The 17,295-nt window shown below is 53.5% G+C and carries 19 protein-coding genes; 10 read left to right on the forward strand and 9 right to left on the reverse strand.

The window, feature by feature from the left end; translation table 11 throughout:
* Positions 1 to 55: 55 nt before the first annotated feature.
* From moaC to IEX86_RS07255, 4 genes are read left to right on the forward strand one after another with little or no spacing between them, the layout of a single operon-like run.
* Positions 56 to 532 (forward strand): cyclic pyranopterin monophosphate synthase MoaC, encoded by a 477-nt coding sequence (gene moaC, locus IEX86_RS07240; protein ID WP_188865463.1) that lies wholly within the window; start codon positions 56 to 58, stop codon positions 530 to 532.
* Entirely contained in the window at positions 529 to 780 is a 252-nt protein-coding gene (locus IEX86_RS07245) for a MoaD/ThiS family protein (protein ID WP_188865464.1), read from the forward strand. The genes moaC and IEX86_RS07245 overlap by 4 nt, the downstream gene beginning before the upstream one ends.
* A gap of 2 nt (positions 781 to 782) precedes the next feature.
* A complete protein-coding gene (moaE, locus tag IEX86_RS07250) occupies positions 783 to 1,232 on the forward strand; it encodes a molybdopterin synthase catalytic subunit MoaE (RefSeq protein ID WP_188865465.1) in 450 nt (149 codons plus the stop codon).
* 39 nt (positions 1,233 to 1,271) lie between these two features.
* Positions 1,272 to 1,661 (forward strand): DUF3592 domain-containing protein, encoded by a 390-nt coding sequence (locus IEX86_RS07255; RefSeq protein WP_188865466.1) that lies wholly within the window; start codon positions 1,272 to 1,274, stop codon positions 1,659 to 1,661.
* A 43-nt stretch (positions 1,662 to 1,704) separates the two neighbouring features.
* Here IEX86_RS07255 and rhlB read toward each other — a convergent pair whose 3' ends face one another.
* From rhlB to IEX86_RS07270, 3 genes are all read right to left on the reverse strand, one after another.
* Positions 1,705 to 3,156 (reverse strand): ATP-dependent RNA helicase RhlB, encoded by a 1,452-nt coding sequence (rhlB, locus tag IEX86_RS07260; RefSeq protein WP_188865467.1) that lies wholly within the window; start codon positions 3,154 to 3,156, stop codon positions 1,705 to 1,707.
* Between the two features lie 105 nt (positions 3,157 to 3,261).
* Positions 3,262 to 4,200, reverse strand: coding sequence for a GGDEF domain-containing protein (locus tag IEX86_RS07265; protein WP_229685292.1), 939 nt, complete (start codon positions 4,198 to 4,200; stop codon positions 3,262 to 3,264).
* A gap of 205 nt (positions 4,201 to 4,405) precedes the next feature.
* A complete protein-coding gene (locus IEX86_RS07270) occupies positions 4,406 to 5,065 on the reverse strand; it encodes an alpha/beta hydrolase (RefSeq protein WP_188865469.1) in 660 nt (219 codons plus the stop codon).
* Between the two features lie 402 nt (positions 5,066 to 5,467).
* On the opposite strand from IEX86_RS07270, the gene IEX86_RS07275 reads away from it, so the two are divergent.
* From IEX86_RS07275 to IEX86_RS07300, 6 genes are all read left to right on the forward strand, one after another.
* Complete coding sequence (locus IEX86_RS07275) at positions 5,468 to 6,496, forward strand: amino acid ABC transporter substrate-binding protein (RefSeq protein WP_188865470.1); 1,029 nt, start codon at positions 5,468 to 5,470, stop codon at positions 6,494 to 6,496.
* A gap of 71 nt (positions 6,497 to 6,567) precedes the next feature.
* Entirely contained in the window at positions 6,568 to 7,743 is a 1,176-nt protein-coding gene (locus IEX86_RS07280) for an amino acid ABC transporter permease (protein WP_188865471.1), read from the forward strand.
* 9 nt (positions 7,744 to 7,752) lie between these two features.
* A complete protein-coding gene (locus tag IEX86_RS07285; protein ID WP_188865472.1) occupies positions 7,753 to 8,850 on the forward strand; it encodes an amino acid ABC transporter permease in 1,098 nt (365 codons plus the stop codon).
* Positions 8,851 to 8,863: 13 nt separating this feature from the next.
* Positions 8,864 to 9,631 carry an amino acid ABC transporter ATP-binding protein gene (locus IEX86_RS07290; RefSeq protein WP_308423875.1) on the forward strand — a complete coding sequence of 256 codons (768 nt, stop codon included), beginning with the start codon at positions 8,864 to 8,866 and terminating at the stop codon, positions 9,629 to 9,631.
* A 136-nt stretch (positions 9,632 to 9,767) separates the two neighbouring features.
* Positions 9,768 to 10,034 (forward strand): GIY-YIG nuclease family protein, encoded by a 267-nt coding sequence (locus IEX86_RS07295; RefSeq protein ID WP_188865878.1) that lies wholly within the window; start codon positions 9,768 to 9,770, stop codon positions 10,032 to 10,034.
* A 53-nt stretch (positions 10,035 to 10,087) separates the two neighbouring features.
* The gene (locus tag IEX86_RS07300) at positions 10,088 to 11,062 is read left to right on the forward strand and encodes a glutathione S-transferase family protein (protein WP_188865473.1); all 975 of its coding nucleotides are present in this window, start codon (positions 10,088 to 10,090) and stop codon (positions 11,060 to 11,062) included.
* Here IEX86_RS07300 and yejK read toward each other — a convergent pair whose 3' ends face one another.
* The 6 genes from yejK to IEX86_RS07330 form a co-directional block, all read right to left on the reverse strand.
* Positions 11,063 to 12,070 carry a nucleoid-associated protein YejK gene (yejK, locus tag IEX86_RS07305; protein WP_188865474.1) on the reverse strand — a complete coding sequence of 336 codons (1,008 nt, stop codon included), beginning with the start codon at positions 12,068 to 12,070 and terminating at the stop codon, positions 11,063 to 11,065.
* Positions 12,071 to 12,154: 84 nt separating this feature from the next.
* The gene (rlmF, locus tag IEX86_RS07310) at positions 12,155 to 13,144 is read right to left on the reverse strand and encodes a 23S rRNA (adenine(1618)-N(6))-methyltransferase RlmF (protein ID WP_188865475.1); all 990 of its coding nucleotides are present in this window, start codon (positions 13,142 to 13,144) and stop codon (positions 12,155 to 12,157) included.
* Positions 13,145 to 13,161: 17 nt separating this feature from the next.
* A complete protein-coding gene (locus IEX86_RS07315) occupies positions 13,162 to 13,458 on the reverse strand; it encodes a winged helix-turn-helix domain-containing protein (protein WP_188865476.1) in 297 nt (98 codons plus the stop codon).
* A 74-nt stretch (positions 13,459 to 13,532) separates the two neighbouring features.
* Positions 13,533 to 16,364 (reverse strand): valine--tRNA ligase, encoded by a 2,832-nt coding sequence (locus tag IEX86_RS07320; protein ID WP_188865477.1) that lies wholly within the window; start codon positions 16,362 to 16,364, stop codon positions 13,533 to 13,535.
* Between the two features lie 94 nt (positions 16,365 to 16,458).
* Positions 16,459 to 16,791, reverse strand: coding sequence for a DNA polymerase III subunit chi (locus IEX86_RS07325; RefSeq protein ID WP_229685282.1), 333 nt, complete (start codon positions 16,789 to 16,791; stop codon positions 16,459 to 16,461).
* 41 nt (positions 16,792 to 16,832) lie between these two features.
* On the reverse strand, positions 16,833 to 17,261 hold the full coding sequence (locus IEX86_RS07330; RefSeq protein WP_188865479.1) for a DNA polymerase III subunit chi: 429 nt from the start codon (positions 17,259 to 17,261) through the stop codon (positions 16,833 to 16,835).
* Positions 17,262 to 17,295: the final 34 nt, after the last annotated feature.

Raw genomic sequence — 17,295 nt, forward strand, 5'->3', positions numbered from 1 at the left:
TTATCCTGTTCGTCCATAGTAGAATCAATGGCCTCTGTATAACGGAAGGCCAAACATGCTGACCCATCTTGATTCCCAGGGCCGTGCCAACATGGTGGACGTTACTGAAAAGCAGGTAACGTTTCGTGAGGCTGTTGCTGAAGCACGAGTGCGAATGCTCCCTGAAACCCTGCAAATGATTCAGCAGGGCGGCCACCCGAAAGGTGATGTCTTTGCTGTAGCGCGGATTGCCGGCATCCAGGCAGCAAAGAAAACCCACGACCTGATTCCTTTGTGCCATCCGCTTTTGCTGACAGGCGTTAAAGTGGAGCTCATTGCATGCGAGCCTGACAGTGTTCACATTCAGGCGACCTGTAAATTGTCTGGGCAAACTGGGGTGGAAATGGAAGCGCTAACTGCTGCCAGCGTAGCGGCGTTAACGATCTATGACATGTGCAAGGCTGTAGACCGAGGCATGAGTATTGAGACGGTTCGTCTACTGGAAAAACGAGGCGGCAAGAGCGGCCATTTCAAGGTGGAGCATGACGCATGATCGAGGTGCACTATTTCGCGCGATACCGTGAAGCGCTGCAATGCGAGAGCGAGCGCGTTGAATGGCAGGAAAGCTTTGCCCAGTTGAATGATTTGCGTGCCTATCTGATCTCCAGAGGAGGGGTGTGGGCCGAGGTGCTAGGTGAGCGGAACCTGATGTGCGCGCGTAACGAAGAGCTATGCATGCCGGATGAGCCCTTGGTCGATGGTGATCAAGTGGCTTTTTTCCCGACCGTAACGGGAGGTTAAGCATGAGCATTCGAGTCCAGGCAGAAACTTTTGACCCAGGCGCCGAAACCGGTGCAATGCACGCGGCAAATGTGGGGGTTGGCGCTGTCGTAACCTTCATAGGCTACGTGCGTGATTTCAATGATGGGCTGGATGTGTCTGGTCTTTATCTTGAGCATTTTCCTGGTATGACGGAAAAATCACTTGCGAAGATCGCTCAGGAGGCAGCATCACGCTGGCCGCTGCTCAAGACCAATATCATTCACCGAGTAGGGCGCTTGGAGCCTGGCGAGCCCATCGTTTTTGTGGGAACTGCAAGCGCGCATCGCCAGGCTGCGTTCGAAGCCTGTGCGTTCATCATGGATTACCTGAAGACGAAGGCTCCCTTCTGGAAGAAGGAAGACACCCCCGAGGGCTCTCGTTGGGTTGAAGGCAAGAGTAGCGACGCCATTGCTGCCGAGCGTTGGAAGTAAGCTCAACGGCTTTGACAGTGCAAACCTGGAGGAGCCAATATGGTCTGGCTGTGTGCGATGGGCGCCATACTCGGGATGGTACTTGTAATGAGCCTTTGCCAGCTTTGGCAGTGGCTAAAACTGGCAAATAGTAATTTAGCCGAGGGACGGATCGTCCATCTGAAAGAAGACCAGACGTATCTGCTGACATTCAGCTATCAGGTGCAAGGCCAGCGCTATGACCTGAATTTCCTTGATACATTAATGGGATATTCTTCTTCCAGCTTGAAGGCTCTGGCCGAGCAGGTAAGCGTAGGCGACCGGATCAGGGTTTATTACTGCACCACCGATCCGTCGTTCTGCTGCGTGGGATTTAGGCCAACACACAAGAACATCGTTAAGGTCTGGTTGGTGAACCTGCTAGGGCCACTGGCGCCTTTCGGTTTCTGATCAGCGCACAGGGAGCAGAGCTTTTGACTCCGCTCCCAAGTCATCAGGAATGCTTGCGTGGAACCGGCTTAAGCAGTTCCGCTGGAGGCATTTCACATGCAATCTTACGACCTAGTAACGTTTCGATGGGCGGAAGGGCGAATGCGTCGTCCTCACCAGCAAAGCTTATCGACGTCCCGCTTGTACCCGCGCGACCTGTACGTCCAATCCGATGCACATAGTCATCCGGGTCCTCTGGAAGCGTAAAGTTGATAACGTGGCTGATGCCGTCGATGTGAATTCCTCGTCCCGCGACATCTGTTGCTACCAACACACGGATCTTGCCCTCGCGGAAGCCTTCCAGTGTTCTGATCCGCTTATGCTGTGGAACATCACCAGACATCTGTGCTGCGCTGATGCCGTCTTTGGTCAGACGCTCCTCGATATGGCGCACCTCATCCTTGCGGTTGGCGAAAACCATCACGCGCACCCAGTTATTTTGACTGATGAGGTTATAGAGCAGGCGATACTTATTATCGGAAGACACTGCGTATACGCGCTGGTCAACAGTCTCGCTGGCAACGTTTTCAGGCTCGATTTCCACAATAGCGGGATCGACAGTCCATTGCTTTGCAAGGTTCATGACATCTTCGGTAAAGGTGGCCGAAAACAGCAACGTCTGGCGTTCGCTCTTGTGAGGCGTCTGGCGGATGATCTGGCGGACCTGAGGAATAAAGCCCATATCGAGCATACGATCCGCTTCATCCAGAACCAGTACTTCTACCATATCAAGGTGGACTTCGCCGCGTTGATTGAAGTCTAGTAAGCGCCCAGGCGTTGCAACAAGGATATCGCAGAAGCGAGACTCAAGTTGCTTGAGCTGTTTGTCGAAATCCATTCCACCTACAAAGGCCATTACGTTGAGGCCTGTGTATTTAGTCAGGTCTTCTGCATCTTTTGCAATTTGTACAACTAGCTCACGGGTAGGAGCAATGATAAGTGCGCGTGGCTCCCCCATGTAACGCTCTTCAGGCGGTGGAGTAGTCAGCAACTGGGTAATTGTCGAAATCAGAAAGGCGGCTGTCTTGCCTGTACCTGTCTGCGCCCGGCCTATTGCATCCTGACCTTTGAGCGTAAAGCCCAGTACCTGTGCCTGAATAGGGGTGCAATAAGGAAAGCCCAGGTCATGAATAGCATGCATTAAGCTAGGGGCAAGGTTGAAGTCATGGAAGCGAACTTTGCCTTCTTTAGGATCTACTGCGAAGTCACCGAGCGCCCAGTTACTGACTGGAGGTTTACGCTCGCGTCGTGGTTTTGCGGATCGATTCGCTACAGGCCTTCCGCTCTCTTTTTTAGGCGGCCTGGGCTGACGTTCGATTGTCGCCTGAGTACTAGGTTGGGCCTGTTCAGGCTGTAGCGGGCTTTCGTCGCGCTGAAGGGGGGCGACCTTTTCAGGGGTGGGCTGAGGTGCTTGCGCATCTCCTTTGCCGAATAGTTTTTTTAGTGCCTTGAGCACGGTTTATCTCGTAATTTGAATAGGAATTAAGCCAGGAGTGTAAAGCAAGTTACGGGCCTGGCAAATGAGGCTTGATCGAGAGGAGGGGTGGGAGTGTTGCCTGTTTTAGCCGAACAGGCAATTTCTTCCGTTGCGCTTGGCTTCATAAAGCGCTTTATCTGCACGCTCTATGTGAGTCTCGAGCGTATCCTGTTTATGCATTTCAGCCAAGCCGATTGAAATGGTAACACCCGGTAATTTACCGGCAGGAGAGTAAAAGTCAGGAATGCTGGCAAGGCTTTCGCGCAGGCGCTCGCCAATCATGCGGGCTTCAGGCTTGTCCAGTTCGGGAAGCAGAATGACAAATTCCTCCCCACCGTAACGCGACATGCTGTCTTTAGGTCTTAACTGGGAGCGCAGAGTGTTCGCTACCATGCAGAGCGCATAATCACCTGCCAGATGCCCATAGGTGTCGTTATAGCGCTTGAAGTGATCCACGTCGAGCATTAGCAGGCAAAGTGGCTGCTGGTTGAATGCGCAACGTGTGCTCTCACGTTCATAGAGCTGTTCTAGACGTCTGCGGTTGAACAGGCCGGTGAGTGTATCGACATTCGCGTTGCGCTCGGTGTCCAGAATGATTCGGTTATTCTGGCGGACACGCTCGCACAGGATTTCAAGCAGATTCTGAGTGGTTTTCGGGGAGTGCTCCATCAGCTGGAACAAATCCTTACGGTGCAAGCCTATGACTTCGCAGACTTCATCGGCGATTACATAAGCCGTTGGCTTATGATTATCGAGAAAACTGACCTCACCTGCACAATCACCTTCGCTTAGAACCGATACAGGTTGATTGTCCAGCGACTCCAAATGAACCTTGAAGCGGCCTTGGACGATCATATAGAGATGGTGATTATGTTCACTAGGCGATAAAAGCATCTCACCTGGATTCAATACACGCTTGGTCAGTGTGCGCGCCAGTTTTTCAAGGTGCGAGAGATCGACATCTCGGAACAAGCGTAGATGGCGTATATGCTGAAGGTTTTCCTGCCACTGAGGAATAGCCATCATCAGCATGTTATTAAAAAGGTAAGAACAGCGCCAAAAGGCATAGTCGCTCCAAAACTACAGAAAGCGGACGTATAGAGATCACTTCTTGACTGAGATAAGTAAAGAAAGTTCTTTACCCATTGTTCGGTACTGTGAGCGTTATCTTGTTTTGTATATGAACTGGTACATAGGCTCAACAGTGATAGGTGTTGAGCCTATGTATTTAAGCTAGGCGCTCTTTTAGCCATTGGGCGATCAAAGCGATTTCTTCCTGAGTGACTTCGTGACCCATGGGATAGTCCTGCCATTGAACAGGTACCTGTTCCTTCGCGAGGAAGTCATAGGCTTCACGTCCCAGTCCCAGCGGCACGACATCATCCAGTGTGCCATGAATGCACAGCACAGGAATGTCTCGCTGAGCCTTATTATCTAGCGTTTCCTGAAAGCCCGGCGCATAAGTCGAAAGTGCCAACACGCCCCCCAAGGGCTTATGAGCAACAGCAAACGCAGTGTGAAACACAACTGCGCCACCTTGTGAGAAACCGGCCAATACAATGCGTCGGGCATCGATACCCATCTCCATTTGGTGCTTGATCAGTTCGTCCACATAGCGTGCTGATTCATCCAGCTGTGAATGGTCGATCGCACGTGCAGGGGACATGGCCAGGATGTCGTACCAAGACGGCATGGCCCAGCCACCATTGATACTCACCGGGCGTGAAGGCGCCTGGGGCAGCACAAAACGGGTCGTTGTGAGCGCTCGCTGCACTATTTCGGCCACTGGTTGAAAATCGTAACGATCTGCGCCCAAGCCATGCAGCCAGATAACGCATGAATCTACGGCGTTGGAGGGTTCAATGATCAGCGGAGTGATTTCAGGCATGTGTGCTCCATAAAAGTGCATTCTGATCGGCAGCGGTAACAAATGGTGCGTTAAAGAGATGTCGCATTTATATAACTTTCTGTATGGACTCAGTGGAGTTTACTAAGCCGCTTCGATTCTGCCATGTCGCTATAAGTGGTCCACCTTTTGCTATATCTGCAATGTGTGCTTTTCAATGCGCCGGCAGGTAACACAACCTTGTCATCTTGCTTGGTGTATTAAAGGCCACTCGGTCAAGCAAATAAAAACAAATTTTTCCAGCAGCGAGCCGAGAGCAAAGGGATTGAGCCTCTCAATTTCTCGAGAGTTCTTGCGATGTATACGTTGCTCTTGTGGCTGCGTACAAGCCCTAAAGGGCAAGCGGGACCGGATGCTGACTTTTATAACAACTGGAGGTTATCGATGAAAATGGTGAAATCCACCCTGGCGATTCTGACCACGGCAGCGGTACTGGGTGTCAGTGGCTTTGCCCATGCAGGTGCGACCCTGGATGCCGTGAAAAAGAAGGGCTTCGTGCAGTGCGGTATCAGTGATGGTCTGCCTGGTTTCTCCTATGCCGAGGCGGGTGGCAAATATGCTGGTCTCGATGTTGATGTATGCCGGGCAGTGGCGGCTGCCGTATTCGGTGATGCTGAGAAAGTCCGCTATTCACCATTGACTGCCAAGGAGCGCTTTACTGCGCTGCAGTCTGGCGAAATCGATATTCTTTCCCGAAATACTACCTGGACCAGTTCGCGTGACGCTGGCATGGGTATGAACTTCATAGGTGTGACGTACTACGATGGCGTTGGCTTCCTGGTTAACAAGAAGCTGGGCGTTTCCAGTGCCAAAGAGCTCGACGGCGCAACGATATGCATTCAGGCAGGTACTACGACCGAGCTCAACGTATCTGACTACTTCCGTTCCAACGGCATGAAATACACGCCGATTACATACGACCGTTCCGACGAGAGTGCCAAGTCGCTAGAAGCTGGACGTTGTGACGTGCTGACGTCCGACCAATCCCAGCTCTACGCTCAGCGTATCAAGCTGGCTAACCCGGACGATTACGTGGTTCTACCCGAGGTCATCTCTAAAGAGCCTCTCGGCCCAGCTGTGCGCCGCGGCGATGACGAGTGGTTTGCCATTGCCAAATGGTCCCTGTTTGCCATGATTGGGGCTGAGGAGCTAGGCGTGACTTCGGCTAACGTAGAAGAGATGGCCAAGAATGCCAAGAATCCAGACGTGGCTCGTTTGCTGGGCGCTGAAGGTAACTTCGGTAATGACCTGAAGCTACCAAAGGATTGGGCGGTGAAGATCGTGAAGCAAGTAGGTAACTACGGCGAGGTCTTTGAGCGCAATGTCGGCATGGGCAGCGCACTCAAGATCAAGCGCGGCCTAAATGCCCAATGGAACAACGGCGGCATTCTGTACGCACCGCCAGTGCGCTGATCTGCCTATCGCCGCGACCTGGTTAATAGCCAGGTCGCGGCGTTTTGTTTCATCGCATCTCGGAATACATCATGTCTAAATCTATAGGCACGTCTGGGTCGTTGATCAACGACCCGCGCGCTCGCGCCTGGGCGTTTCAGATACTCGCCATCGTGGTCGTCGCTGCGCTTGGCTGGTACTTGTTCAACAACACACAAACCAACCTTGAACACCGGGGTATTACATCCGGCTTTGCTTTTCTTGAGCATAGCGCAGGCTTCGGTGTTAGCCAGAGTCTGATTGATTACAATGAATCGGACTCTTATGGACGACTCTTTCTGGTCGGCCTGGCGAACACCCTTCTGGTATCCATCCTGGGTATCATCCTGGCTACGGTGCTGGGCTTTGTTATTGGCATTGCACGTCTTTCCCCTAATTGGCTGGTGCGCAAACTCTCTGCGATCTATATCGAGACCTTTCGTAATATTCCGCCGCTTCTGCAAATCTTCTTCTGGTATTTCGCTGTATTGCGGCTTGTTCCTGGACCTCGTCAGAGTCTCAGTTTCTTCGACGCGTTGTTTCTGAATAACCGGGGGCTGTACGTTCCAGCGCCTGTATCGGCAGACGGCATCGTACCCTTTCTAGTCGCGGTCGTTCTGGCTGTGGTAGCCAGCATTATCTTGGCTCGTTGGGTGAAGGTTCGTCGTGACAAGACGGGTAGAGGCTTTCCGCTGCTACTGACCAGTATCGTCCTGCTAATCGCTCTACCAGGTTTGGCAGCCCTGATATTTGGCGCTCCATTCCACTGGACCGTTCCAGAACTCAAAGGCTTCAACTTTCAAGGCGGCTGGGTAGTCATCCCAGAGTTGTTTGCTTTGTTGGTGGCGCTGTCCGTTTATACCGCAGCGTTTATTGCCGAAACGGTACGTTCAGGTATTCAGTCTGTGAGTCATGGCCAGACCGAGGCGGCTAACTCATTGGGTTTGAAGCCGAGCCGGACGCTACGCATGGTCATCATTCCTCAGTCCATGCGGGTCATCATTCCGCCGCTGACCAGTCAGTATCTCAACCTGACCAAAAACTCCTCACTGGCTGCTGGTATTGGCTATCCAGATATGGTGTCGCTGTTTGCCGGTACTGTGCTGAACCAGACCGGACAAGCGATCGAGACCATTGCCATTACCATGTCGGTGTATCTGGTTATCAGCCTGAGTATTTCGCTGTTGATGAACGTATACAACAAGCGAATGGCTCTGCGTGAGCGATAAGGGGCGATCATGAGTACACATACTTTCAAGCCGGATTTGCCGCCACCGAATCGCTCGATCGGTGCGTGGGCCTGGATGCGGGCTAATCTATTTTCCAGCGTGTTCAATACCCTGCTTACGCTGCTGGCTCTTTATTTGGTCTGGCTGCTGGTTCCGCCCATGATCAAATGGGCGTTTCTAGATGCCACATTCAGGGGAACTGAACGCTCCGATTGCACCCCGGGGGGCGCCTGTTGGGTGTTTATCAAGATGCGCTTTGGCCAGTTCATGTATGGGTTCTACCCACCGGAGCTGCGTTGGCGTGTGGATTTGACATTACTGCTTGCAATAGTCGGCACCGTACCGCTGTTCATCAAGGCCATGCCCAGAAAGGCAATTTATGGCATTGCTTTCTTGATCATTTATCCCGTCGTCGCCTGGGTACTGCTGCATGGTGGCGTGTTAGGCCTTGACGCAGTACCTACCAGCCGCTGGGGTGGATTGACGCTCACACTGGTCATTGCCTCCGTTGGTATTGCCGGTGCTTTACCGTTGGGGATATTTCTAGCGTTGGGACGTCGCTCGGAGATGCCTGCCGTACGCGTGCTATGCGTGACCTTTATTGAGTTCTGGCGGGGTATTCCGCTGATCACGGTATTATTCATGTCATCCGTCATGCTGCCGCTGTTCCTGCCGGAAGGCATGAGTTTTGACAAACTCTTGCGGGCGCTTATCGGTGTCATCCTGTTCCAGTCGGCCTATATTGCCGAGGTGGTGCGTGGTGGTTTGCAGGCGATCCCGAAAGGGCAGTACGAGGCGGCTTCAGCCATGGGATTGGGCTATTGGCGCGCCATGGGGCTGGTTATCCTGCCTCAAGCATTAAAGCTGGTGATCCCAGGCATCGTGAATACTTTTATCGCACTGTTCAAAGACACCAGTCTGGTGATCATCATTGGTCTCTTCGACCTGTTGAACAGCCTGCACCAAGCCACAGTCGACCCGGTCTGGTTAGGTATGTCGACCGAGGGCTATGTCTTTGGTGCATTAATTTATTGGGCTTTCTGTTTCGGTATGTCGCAGTACAGTCAGCGTCTGGAACGCCGTCTCGACACCAGCCATCGCAGCTAAGGAGCGAATCAGCATGAGTGAAAATGCCAAGTCTCTGGGCATCGGTGACAAGATCATGATCCAGATGCAGGACGTGAATAAATGGTACGGTCAGTTCCACGTACTTAAAGACATCAATCTAACCGTCCGTCAAGGCGAGCGAATTGTGCTTTGTGGCCCGTCAGGTTCCGGCAAGTCGACCACGATCCGCTGCATAAACCGACTGGAAGAACATCAAAAGGGCAACATCGTTGTGGACGATGTTGAGCTGAATGGTGACTTGAAAAACATTGAGGCTATTCGTCGTGAAGTCGGCATGGTCTTCCAGCATTTCAACCTGTTCCCCCACCTGACAGTGCTGGAAAACTGCACGCTGGCACCTATCTGGGTACGCAAGTTGCCCAAAAAGGAAGCCGAAGAAGTTGCAATGCATTATCTCAAACGCGTACGGATTCCAGACCAGGCTCACAAGTACCCTGGGCAGCTCTCGGGCGGCCAGCAGCAGCGTGTAGCTATCGCCCGCGCGTTGTGTATGAAGCCTAAGATCATGCTGTTTGATGAACCCACCTCGGCGCTTGACCCGGAAATGGTAAAGGAAGTGCTTGATACCATGATCGGCCTTGCCCAAGACGGTATGACCATGCTGTGCGTGACCCATGAGATGGGTTTTGCCCGGACAGTAGCAAACCGTGTGATCTTTATGGATAAGGGAGAGATTGTAGAACAGGCGCCGCCGGATCAGTTCTTCGATAACCCTCAAAACGAGCGTACCAAGCTCTTCCTGGGTCAAATTCTTCACTAATCAGCAGGAAACAAAAAAGGCGCCTCAGGGCGCCTTTTTATAGGGGTGTTCTTTTGATAAGAGAGGCACGAAAATATCTTATATTCCCTGACTAAGCGGCTTGCTGTACGTGGAAGCTTTACCTTCACCCTTGACCATGACTCACCCGCTACGCCCATGGTTCGTCTACCTGGTTCGGGCTGAGAATGGCTCGCTTTACTGTGGTATCAGCGATAATCCTCAGCGTCGCTTCAAGGCGCACCAGCACGGCAAAGGGGCGCGTTTTTTTCACTCAAGCCCTGCCAAGGCATTAGTCTATACAGAACCCTGTGTCGACAAATCTGCAGCGCTTCGCCGTGAGCGGGCTATCAAGAAATTGAAGAAGAGCGCCAAGGAAACCATGGTGGCCGCTCAGGAGGGGTAGGCCCTGAGGGTGAGTGCGGTTACTCTGGAGCTCTACAATAAGAGGAAGCGCTCATGACCGATCTCATCCTGCATCACTATTGGACCTCTCCTTTTGCTGAGAAAGTGCATCTGCTGATGGGCTTCAAGCAGCTGTCCTGGCGCTCTGTCATTATTCCTCGGATCATGCCAAAGCCCGATCTCACGGCCTTGACCGGCGGCTACCGTAAGACCCCTGTACTTCAAATTGGGGCCGATATTTATTGTGATACGGCGTTGATCGCGCAGCGGCTTGAACACGCCAAGGCCGCTCCTACGCTTTTTCCTGAAGGCCAGGAGTTTGCCTGTCGCGCCTTTTCGGCCTGGGCTGACAGTGTCGTTTTTCAGCATGCAGTAGCGTTGATCTTTCAGCCCGAGGTCATGGTGGAGCGCATGGCCAATGTTCCGCCTGAGCAAGCTCAGGCCTTCATGACAGACCGTAAAGCGCTCTTTGAGAAGGGGAATGCGCCTCGCGTCACGGCACAACAGGCCGCTCAACATTGGCCGACATTGATGAGGCGACTTGAAGAGCAATTAGCACGTAGTAGCGGCGAATATCTCTTCAATGCTCCGTCTATCGCCGATTTCTCACTCGCACATTGTCTCTGGTTCCTGAAGTCAGCCAGCCAGACTGCGCCCTTGGTAGACGCCTACCCTGAAGTATCCGCGTGGCTGGGCAGGGTGTTGGGTTTTGGTCACGGTACCCATTCCGATCTGAGTGCGGAGGAGGCCATACGCATCGCGCATGAGTCCGCACCTGCTCCTGTACCGGAGGGTGAGATGCTTTTGCCTGCTGGTCTGGTGCAAGGCACCCGTGTGGGCATTTCGGCACAGGAGTATGGGGTGGAAACAGTAGAAGGCGAATTGGTATACGCAGGAGTAGAGGAACTGATCCTAAGACGCGAAGACGAACGTGCCGGTACGGTACACGTTCATTTCCCCAGGATCGGTTTCAATATCGAGTATAGGACTGGCAGGCAGAGCAACCAAGGCTGGAGCTCTGCCTCGTGATTATTCCTTGCGACGCTTGATTTGATCTTTTAGCTGAGTAGGGACCTGTCGGATGATCAGGACGTCCTGAGACTCGTCGTACTCTACCTTTGAGCCGAGCAGGTGCGCTTCAAAGCTAATGGATAATCCCTCGGCGCGCCCGGTGAAGCGGCGAAATTGATTGAGGGTGCGCTTGTCGGCCGGAATTTCAGGCGCGAGGCCGTAATCCTTGTTACGAATGTAGTCATAGAACGCTTTAGGCTGTTCTTCGCTCATCAGCTCAGATAACTCATCCAGCGCAATCGGCTCACCGATTCGTGCCTGGGTGCTGGCATAGTCGACCAGTGTGTTGGTTTTTTCCTTGGCCTTTTCTTCAGGCAAGTCTTCGCTTTCTACATAGTCGCTGAAGGCCTTGAGCAGTGTGCGCGTCTCGCTGGGCGCGTCGATACCTTCCTGGCAGCCAATGAAGTCACGGAAGTAATCCGAAACCTTCTTTCCGCCTTTGCCTTTGATGAAGGAGATGTATTGCTTGGACTGTTTGTTGTTTCGCCACTCGGAAATATTGATGCGTGCGGCTAGATGCAACTGCCCCAGGTCCAAATGCTTGGCGGATGCCACGTCCAGCGTTTCGGTTACCGTAACACCTTCACTGTGGTGCAGTAGGGCAATAGCGAGATAGTCTGTCATGCCTTGCTGATAATGAGCGAGGAGCACATGACCGCCCGTGGAAAGATTTGAGCTTTCCATAAGTTGCTTAAGGTGCTCGACAGCCTGCTGACTGAATGCAACAAAGCTCTTGCCGCCGTCCAGGTATTCGTTGAGCCAGCCGCTAAAGGGATAGGCGCCGGACTCTTCATGGAAAAGCCCCCAGGCCTTGTTGGGCTTGGCGTTATAGCTTTCATTGAGGTCGGCCATCAGGTTTTCGATAGCTTGAGACCCCTCAAGCTCGGCATCACGAGCGTGCAGCGTGGCAGGCTGGCCGTCAGGTTTCTTGTCGATCAGGTGAACAATGGCGTGGCGAATGGGCATGGGACTCTCTATCAATGAAGCGCAGGCGACATTGCCGGGAAAATTAGATGTAGCCCATTAGTGTACCGCACCCGTGCGAATGGCTTAATTGGCATTCTTTAGCCAGCGCGTAAGGCGCCATTGCTGCTGGGTCTCTGGCGACAGAAATGTCCAGGCCACTAGGCGGCTGCGCTTCTGGCCTTGAGACATGTCAATCGTACGGATATCCACTGCGTTGGTACGTTTCAGGGTAGCTTCCAGTCCGTCGACATTGGACGCTTTGGAAACCAGCGTGCTGAACCAGAACACCTGTTGGCCATACCGTGCACTTTCTTCTGCCAGTGTACGTACAAAGCGCGCCTCACCGCCTTTGCACCACAGTTCGGCACCTTGACCGCCAAAATTGAGCACAGGCAACTTGCGCGTTGAGTCCAGTTTGCCTAGGTTTTTCCACTTGCGTCGGCTGCCGCTACGCGCTTCCTCCAAAGAGGTATGAAAAGGCGGATTGCAGAGGGTTATATCGAAGCGATCCTCTGGTGCGATGACGTTTTGGAACGTGCTGTTCGGTTCGGGCTGTTGCCTTAACGATATCGTCTTGGTCAACTGATTGCCTTGTAAAATAGCCTTGGCCGAGGCCAGAGCTGTAGCGTCTATGTCGGCGCCTACAAAGCGCCAGCCATATTCATGATGGCCAATCAGCGGATAGATGCAGTTAGCTCCAATCCCAATGTCCAGTGCCCCAACGTTCGCACCACGGGGGATGACGCCTCCGTTACTTTCGGCCAGTAGGTCGGCTAGAGAGTGGACATAATCGGCGCGCCCTGGAATGGGGGGGCATAAGTAGTCGTCCGGTATATCCCAGTGGGCAATTCCGTAATATTGCTGAAGCAAGGCACGATTAAAGACTTTGACAGCTGCCGGATCAGCAAAATCGATACTTTGCTTGCCGTAGGGATTGAGAATGACGAAAGATGCCAATTCCGGGCAAGCCTTGATCATCTTGGCGAAGTCGTAGCGTCCCTGATGGCGATTGCGAGGATGCAGGACGCCTTTATTGACGGTAGATGCGGCAGGGCGCTTGGGCGGCTGAGGCATGAAAAGGACTCGTACGATTAGGGATAGCCCAATAGGGTCTTTATGGCAGGGAGATTGGAAGTGATCCAGCGTTTGTCGATGGCGCCCCAGTTACGGATGACATAGCGCCCTGCCTGGTTGCGTGCGCCCTCGGTTTGCTCGAACACGCACTCAATGTCCAGATCACTCAGGGCGGCGAGGGTATCCTGTGCGGTACGCCTGGGCATGCCTGTCGTGTCCATTAGGGCGGGTACGCTCGTTGCAGTGCCAGAGTCGACCAGCCAGGCCACATACAGACGACGGTAGAAGCTCGTTTTGGTCTTGCTTACTTCCATTGTGCATTCCTTGAATGTCCATTGATAACAAACCAAAAGGCCCGCCTAAGCGGGCCTCCTGTGGCATTTAACCTTTACAGGCTGGCGATACGCTCACGCTGCTCGGCCAGTTTAGCGAGCGCCTGCTCGGCCTCGGCCAGCTTGGCGCGCTCCTTGGCAATGACTTCGGCGGGTGCCTTATCCACGAAACCGGCGTTGCTCAGCTTGCCTCCTACACGCTTCACTTCACCTTCCAGGCGCTGGATTTCCTTATCCAAGCGGCCTAGCTCGGCAGCTTTGTCGATCAATCCGGCCATTGGGACCAGCACTTCCATCTCGCCAACAAGCGCTGTGGCGGAGAGAGGGGCTTCTTCATCGGCAGCCAGAATGCGGATCGACTCGAACTTGGCCAGCTTCTTGAGCAGGGGCTCGTTTTCGCTCATGCGTCGCTGATCTTCAGCGCTGGCATGCTTGAGCAGAATGTCGATGCGCTTGGCCATGGAGATGTTCATCTCGCCACGAATCTGACGCACTCCTAGCATCAGCGCCTTGACCCATTCGATATCACCCTCAGCCGCGCTATCGATACGGGCCTCATTGGCAACGGGCCACGTCTGCAGCATGAGGGTTTCGCCCTGTTGGCCGGCAAGCGGTGCGATACGGTGCCAGATTTCTTCCGTAATGAAAGGCATGAACGGATGGGCCAGGCGCAGCGCAACCTCCAGCACACGTACCAAGGTACGGCGTGTGCCGCGCTGACGTTCAATGGAGGCGTTTTCATCCCACAATACCGGCTTCACCAGCTCCAGATACCAAGCGCAATATTCATCCCAGATGAATTCATAAAGCGCTTGAGTGGCCAAGTCGAAGCGGAACTGCTCCAACTGGCGAGTCACTTCAGCTTCAGTACGCTGCAACTGGGAAATGATCCAGCGGTCCACGGAAGACAGCTCAACCGGCTCATCATTGATTCCGCAATCTTTGCCTTCAGTATTTTCCAGAACAAAGTTGGCAGCATTCCATATCTTGTTGCAGAAGTTGCGGAAGCCTTCGACGCGACCCATGTCGAACTTGATGTCGCGGCCGGTAGAGGCCAGCGAGCAGAATGTGAAGCGCAGGGCATCGGTGCCGTAGCTGGCAATGCCCTCCGGGAATTCAGCCCGGGTCTGCTTGGCAATCTTTTCCGCCAGCTTGGGCTGCATCATGCCGCTGGTACGTTTCTGCAGCAGGCTCTCAAGGTCAATGCCGTCGACGATATCCAGCGGGTCAAGCACGTTCCCCTTGGATTTAGACATTTTCTGGCCCTGGCCATCGCGCACAAGGCCATGAACATAAACGGTTTTGAACGGAATCTGCCCAGTCAGGTGAGTGGACAGCATGATCATCCGCGCAACCCAGAAGAAGATGATGTCGAACCCGGTCACCAATACGTCGGTAGGGTGGAAGGTTTTCAAAAACTCGGTCTGTTCCGGCCAGCCCAGCGTAGAGAAGGTCCAAAGGCCCGAGCTGAACCAGGTGTCGAGCACGTCATCGTCCTGGCGCAGTACAGCATCGCCCAGGTTGTGTTTGCTGCGGACTTCCGCTTCATCGCGGCCAACGTAGACATTGCCTGCTTCGTCGTACCATGCGGGGATACGATGCCCCCACCAGAGCTGACGGCTAATGCACCAGTCCTGAATGTCACGCATCCAGGAAAAGTACATGTTTTCATACTGCTTGGGCACAAACTGGATAGCGCCGTTTTCCACCACCTCGATCGCTTTTTCAGCCAGCGGCTTGGTGGAGACATACCATTGATCAGTCAGCCAGGGCTCAATGACCGTGCCGGAGCGATCGCCCTTAGGCACTTTCAGCGCGTGGTCTTCAATCTTTTCCAGGAGGCCGGCAGATTCGAAGGCCGCTACGATGCGCTTGCGTGCCTCAAAGCGATCCAGCCCTGCGTATTCGGTAGGGATACCTGCGTCGACTTCGGTGTTTACGCTGCCATCCAGATTGAATATCTGTGCCGTAGCAAGGACGGCTGCATTCTTATCGAAGATATTGATCAGGGGCAGGTCGTGGCGCTTGCCAACTTCATAGTCATTGAAGTCATGGGCTGGCGTGATCTTCACGCAGCCAGTACCAAACTCCGGATCGCAATACTCATCACCCACGATCGGTATACGACGGCCTACGAGGGGAAGTTCGATGAACTTGCCTATCAACGCCTTGTAGCGCTCATCTTCAGGATGTACCGCTACAGCAGAGTCACCCAGCATGGTTTCCGGACGAGTCGTGGCAACGATCAGGTAATCCTTGCCTTCCGCCGTCTTGGCACCATCAGCCAGAGGGTAACGCAGATTCCACAATGAGCCTTTCTCATCGTGGTTTTCAACTTCCAGATCGGAAATGGCCGTATGCAGCTTGGTATCCCAGTTGACCAGGCGCTTGCCGCGATAAATCAGGCCGTCTTCATGCAGCCGGACAAACGCCTCCTTAACTGCTTCAGACAAGCCGTCATCCATGGTGAAGCGCTCGCGTGACCAGTCTACGGATGAGCCCAGTCGACGAATCTGGCGGGTAATGTTGCCGCCAGACTCGCTTTTCCATTCCCAGACTTTTTCCAGAAACTTCTCGCGACCTAGGTCGTGCCGGCTCACACCCTGCGCGCTCAATTGGCGCTCCACCACCATTTGCGTGGCAATACCCGCATGGTCCGTACCTGGCTGCCACAGGGTATTACGGCCCTGCATGCGGCGGAATCGGATCAGGGCGTCCATGATGGCGTTATTAAAGCCATGGCCCATGTGCAGGCTGCCAGTGACATTTGGCGGCGGGATCATGATGGTATAGGGCTCGCCGGAGCCCTGAGGCGCGAAGTATCCCTTGGATTCCCAAGTCTGGTACCAAGAAGTTTCGATGTCGTGTGGCTGGTAGGTCTTGTCCATGTACGTTGGCAAAGGCGTCTGAAGAGGGAAAGCCTTTGAGTATAACGGGGATAACGGCCAGGTGCGATTGATCGCAGCACTGACCATCTCGTGATCAGACAGGTTGGCGCTGTTTAATCAGCTCCTCAAGGCGAGCATCCAGGCGTTTTTGCAATTCAGCCTCAACTTTAGGCGCAAACTCATTAATGACCTGTTGAAGTATGAGGTGCGCCTCCCGGCGAAGGATGGCCTCTAAAGGCTCCTTGTCTTGAAAGGGGGCATGCTCCGGCTCGATCTGGTCGAGCAGGGGCGGAATAGCACTTAGCCGCTCGATAGACGGCACGACCACATCGGAAAGTACAGGAATACCATCCTGATCCAGTCGATCGGTAAGCATGGGAAGGTCGTGTTTATCCAATAACTGGCGGATCGATTCTAAGTCATTCATAAGGTGCGCTGGGCGAGGCGGGAGGTCTTTATCCATAATGATCAGACGCGCGGCAGACGATGGTCTTGTAAAGCATAGCCGCGCTCTCGATAAAAGCGGAAATTCTCACGAGCCGCTTTGCGTATTGATGCTTCTTCTATGACCAGTTCGGCAATTCTGCTGAAGCCGGCAAAAAAACTTGGGATACGAGTATCCAGGTTGATCAGCAATTCGCCTGTTCGCTCGTGACTGACATCGATGCCAAGTAAGACTGGGCTGTCTGGCTTGCTCTCAGCAAAATCGTGAGGCAGGAAGCTCTCAGGGCGAAAACTCCAAAGGCGCTCGTCCAATTGGCTGCGCTGCGCCTCATCAGTGCAGTGGATATAGGTTTGCATATCCTGCCGCCACGCTTTTTCAGCCAGGCGGCATGCAAACGTCAATCGGGCGTCGGGGTCGTCGCTGGGAAGAATGTAGAAGTCGACACGTGTCATGTCTGATTCCAGAGTATGGCTTGCAGCAAGTGCG

Source organism: Pseudomonas asuensis, from assembly GCF_014646755.1.
GTDB lineage: Bacteria > Pseudomonadota > Gammaproteobacteria > Pseudomonadales > Pseudomonadaceae > Chryseomonas > Chryseomonas asuensis.